This window comes from Streptomyces malaysiensis subsp. malaysiensis (assembly GCF_040653035.1).
Classification (GTDB): Bacteria; Actinomycetota; Actinomycetes; order Streptomycetales; family Streptomycetaceae; genus Streptomyces; species Streptomyces malaysiensis.
This window is the reverse complement of sequence record NZ_JBEZNG010000078.1, coordinates 1-4,690: the sequence shown is the minus strand read 5'-3', so window position 1 is coordinate 4,690 and position 4,690 is coordinate 1. Positions and strand designations below refer to the sequence as shown.

The window sequence follows — 4,690 nt, the reverse complement described above, 5'->3', positions numbered from 1 at the left end:
AGGGTGGTGTGGTTGGTGTGGTCGCCGGCGTGGAGGGCGATGTCGACCAGTGCGGTGCCGGGGAGGAGTGGGGTGCCGTTGACGGCGTGGTCGGCGAGCCAACCGTGCTGGGTGGGGCTGAGCCGACCGGTGAGGACGGTCTCGCCGGAGTGGGCGAGGGTGGTGGTGGCGCCGAGGAGCGGGTGGTCGGTCCGGCTGAGTCCGGCGCTTTCCATATCGGCGTCAGCGGTTTTCTCGTTCAGCCAGAAATGTGTGTGTTGGAAGGGATAGGTGGGGAGGGGGGTGGTTTTGGTGGGTGGGATGAGGGTGTGCCAGGTGATGGGGTGGCCGTGGGTGTGGGCGTGGCCGAGTGCGGTGAGGAAGGCGTGGGTGTCGTCGTGTTCGTTGCGGAGGGTGTGGATGGTGGTGGTGTTGGGGTTGGTTTCCTGGATGCTGGGGGTGAGGGTTGGGTGGGGGCTGGTTTCGATGTAGGTGGTGTAGCCGTTGCTGCTCAGGTGGTGGATGGCGGGTTGGAAGAGGACGGGTTGGCGTAGGTTGCGGTACCAGTAGTCGGCGTCGAGGGTGGTGTCGGTGATCCAGGTGTTGTCGGTGGTGGAGTAGAAGGGTGTGGTGGGTTTTTGTGGGGTGATGGGGGCGAGGATTTCTTGGAGTTGCTGGTGTAGTTGGTCGATGTGGCCGGAGTGTCCGGCGAAGTCGACGCCGGGGAGTTGCCAGCGCATGATGCGGTGGTGGGAGAGTTGTTGGGTGAGGTGGGTGATGGCGTCGAGGTCGCCGGTGATGGTGGTGGTGTTGGGTGCGTTGTGGGCGGCGATCCAGATGCGGGTGTTCCAGTGGTCGGGGTTGGCTATGTCTTGAATGGTTTGTGGTGGTGCGAGGACGCTGATCATGGTGCCGTGGCCGGTGAGGGGGAGGAGTGCTTTGCTGCGGAGGGTGGTGATGCGTGCGGCGTCTTGGAGGGTGAGGGCTCCGGCGGTGTAGGCGGCGGCGATTTCGCCTTGGGAGTGGCCGATGATGGCGTCGGGGGTGAGGCCGTGGTGTTGCCAGAGGGTGGCGAGGGCGACCATGGTGGTGAAGAGAACCGGCTGGATCACATCGACGCGGTCCCAGGTGGGTGCTCCGGGCTGGCCGGTGAGGATGTCGGTGACGGACCAGTCGATGTATTCGGACAGGGCCGTGTCGACCTCGTGGATGGTGTCGCGGTAGAGGGGTGAGGTTTCCCAGAGACGCTGTCCCATGCCGACCCACTGCGACCCCTGCCCGGGGAAGACCAGGACGGTCTTGCCGCCGTCGAATGTGTGCCCGGTGAGGTTGTCGAGTGCGGTGGCGAATTCTTCGCGGGTGGAGCCGACGAGGACGGCGCGGTGGGGGAGTGTGGTGGATCGTTGGGTGATGAGGCAATGTGCGATCTGGTGGACCGAGCCTTCGGTTTCCGTCACCAGTTGACGGGCCATGTCCTTCAGCGCGGTTTCGTTCTGCGCGGAGAGCACCCACGGCATCGGACCGGAGGGTTCCAACTCAAGCCCGACGGGGCCGGAAGGCTCGGCCGCCTCGGAAGGCTCGACGCGCTCCGCCGACTCCGTCGGCTCGGGCGCGGGCGGCGCCTGTTCGAGGATGACGTGCGCATTGGTGCCGCTGACCCCGAACGACGACACACCCGCGCGCCGGGGGCGTTCGTCCGCCCCTGGCCAGTCCCGGGCCTCGGCCAGGACCTCGACCGCACCCGCCGACCAATCGACCTCCGGGGTCGGCTCGTCGACATGCAGGGTCTTGGGCATCACGCCGTGGCGCATGGCCATGACGGTTTTGATGATGCCGGCCACTCCGGCCGCGGCTTGACTGTGGCCGATGTTGGACTTCAGCGAGCCCATCCACAGCGGCTGTTCCCGGTCCTGCCCGTAGGTGGCGATGATCGCCTGGGCTTCGATCGGGTCGCCGAGTTTGGTGCCGGTGCCGTGTGCCTCCACCACGTCCACGTCGGCCGCGGTCAGCCGGGCGTCGGCGAGTGCGGCCTTGATGACCCGCTGCTGAGCGGGGCCGTTCGGCGCGGTGAGGCCGTTGGAGGCGCCGTCCTGGTTGACGGCGGTGCCGCGTACCACCCCCAGCACCGGATGCCCGAGACGCTGGGCGTCCGACAGCCGCTCGACCAGCAACAGGCCGACACCCTCGCTGAGCCCGGTGCCGTCGGCGGAAGTGGAGAACGCCTTGCAGCGGCCGTCCCTGGCGAGCCCGCGCTGGCGGCTCAGGTCGGAGAAGATCCGCGGCGTGGCGAACACGGTCACCCCACCGGCGACCGCCAGCGGGCACTCGCCGGAGCGCAGTGCCCGTACCGCCAGGTGCAACGCGGTCAGCGACGAGGAGCAGGCGGTGTCGACCGACATCGCCGGGCCCTCGAAGCCGAAGGTGTACGACACCCGCCCGGACGCGACGCTCGCCGCCTCCCCGTTGCCCGCGTAGCTCTCCAACTCGCCGGGGATCCGCCGTACCCGGGTCGTATAGCTGTTGGCCATCAGCCCGGTGAACACGCCGGTGCGGCTGCCGCGGAGTGAGGTGGGGTCGATGCCCGCGCGTTCCAGCACCTCCCAGGTGGTCTCCAGGAGCAGCCGCTGCTGCGGGTCCATGGCCACTGCCTCGCGCGGCGAGATGCCGAAGAACGCCGGGTCGAAACCGGTGGCGTTCGTCAGAAAGCCACCCTCCCGCATATACGAGGTGCCCTCCTGGGCCGGGTCGGAGTCGAAGAAACCCTCCAGGTCCCAGCCCCGGTCGTCCGGGAAGCCGGAGATCGCGTCGGTGCCGGACGACACCAGCTCCCACAGCGCCTCCGGTGAGGTCACGCCGCCGGGGAAGCGGCAGGCCATGCCGATGATGGCGATCGGCTCGGCCGACGCGGACTCGACTTCGGCGAGCCGCTCACGGGTCCGGTAGAGATCCGCCGTGACCCACTTCAGGTAGTCGGTGAGGGTCTTCGAATCAGCCATGCGGTATCAACCTTTTGGGATGAGGGCGAGCCGAGCGGTCAGTTGGAGGCGCGGCCGAATTCCTTGTCGATGAAGCTGAGCAGCTCCGATTGGGAGGCGTCCTCCAACGTGTCGAGGACCTGGGCGCTGGCCGTCCCGGCGGCGGGTGCGGTGGCCGGCGCGTCGAGGCGGGCCAGGATGGAGCGCAACCGGACGGCGATCGCGGTGCCCACCTCGTCGTCCGGCCGGGTGCCGAACAACTGCCGTTCGAAACGCTCCAGGTCGCGCAACACCTCCGGGGACGACGACCCGCCATCGCCCAATGGCCCGAGCTGGGCGAGCAGATGCTCGGCGAGCGCGTTCGGGGTGGGGTGGTCGAAGATCAGGGTGGCGGGTAGCCGCAGTCCGGTGGCGGTGGTGACGCGGTTGCGGAACTCGACGGCGGTGAGCGAGTCGAAACCCGTGTCCTTGAACGCCTGGCCGGGGTCGATCCGGTCGGCGTCGCTATGCCCGAGGACCCGCGCCGACTGCTGGCGGACCAGGTCCAGCACCGCCCGGTCCCGCTCCTCGGGCACCAGCGCGGCGATGCGGTCCGCCCAGCTCTCGGCGGGTACGGTCGCCTGGCGGGCGGCGGGCCGAACGGCGCGGACCAGCCCGCGGAGCACCGCGGGTACCGTGTCGGCCCGGTTGAGGGTGGGCAGGTGGAGCTTGACCGGTGCGACGGCGCCCAGACCGCGGCCGAGGGCGGTGTCGAACAGCGTGGTGCCCTCGGCGTCGGTGAGCCCGTGGATTCCGTCCCGGGTCATTCGGTCGTGGTCGGCCTGGGTGAGGTGTGCGGTCATGCCGCCCTCCCGCTGCCACCAGCCCCAGGCGAGTGAGGTCCCGGGCAGGCCCTGGCGGCGGCGGTGCGTGATCAGGGCGTCGAGGAAGCTGTTGGCGGCCGCGTAGTTGGCCTGCCCCGCGTTGCCGAGCACACCGGCGATCGACGAGAAGACGACGAACAGCGCCAGGTCGTGGTCCTGGGTGAGTTCATGCAGCCACCAGGCGGCGTTGGCTTTGGGGTTGAGGGTGGTGGCCAGTGCGTCGGTGTCCAGATGGTCGATGGTGGTGTCGGCGAGGGCTCCGGCGGTGTGCACGACGCCGGTCAGCGGTCCGATCTCGTCGATGAGCGTGGCGAGGGCGGCGCGGTCGGTGAGGTCGCAGGAGATGGTGCGGACGCGGGCGCCATGCTCTTGGAGTTGGTTGGTGAGTTCGGTGGCGCCGGGGGCGTTGGGTCCTTGGCGACTGGTGAGGACGAGGTCGCGGACGCCGTGTTCGGCGACCAGATGGCGGGCGATGAGGGAGCCGAGGTTGCCGGTGCCGCCGGTGATGAGGATGGTTCCGTCGGGGGTGTGGGGGATGGTGAGGACGACCTTGCCGATGTGGCGGGCCTGGGCCATGAAGCGGAAGGCGTCCACCGACTCCCGCACGTCCCAGCACCGCACCGGAAGACCCCGCAGCGCTCCACGCTCGAACAATCCGGCCAGCTCCACCAGCATCGCGCCGATGCGATCCGGGCCCGCGTCGTCGGCGATGTCGAACGCGCGGTACGTCACACCCGGATGTGTCCGTGCCACCTCCTCGGTGTCCCGCACATCGGTCTTGCCCATTTCGATGAATCGGCCGTTGGGGGTGAGGAGGCGGAGGGAGGCGTCGGTGAGGTTGTCGGTGAGGGAGTTGAGGATGACGTGGATGCC

General features: G+C 69.0%; 2 protein-coding genes. Both read right to left on the bottom strand.

The window, feature by feature from the left end:
* Positions 1–2,975 (bottom strand): type I polyketide synthase (locus tag AB0E24_RS45825; protein ID WP_359385994.1); only part of this gene is annotated, 2,975 nt, incomplete at its 3' end.
* 38 nt (positions 2,976–3,013) lie between these two features.
* Positions 3,014–4,690 (bottom strand): SDR family NAD(P)-dependent oxidoreductase (locus AB0E24_RS45820; RefSeq protein WP_359385991.1); only part of this gene is annotated, 1,677 nt, incomplete at its 5' end.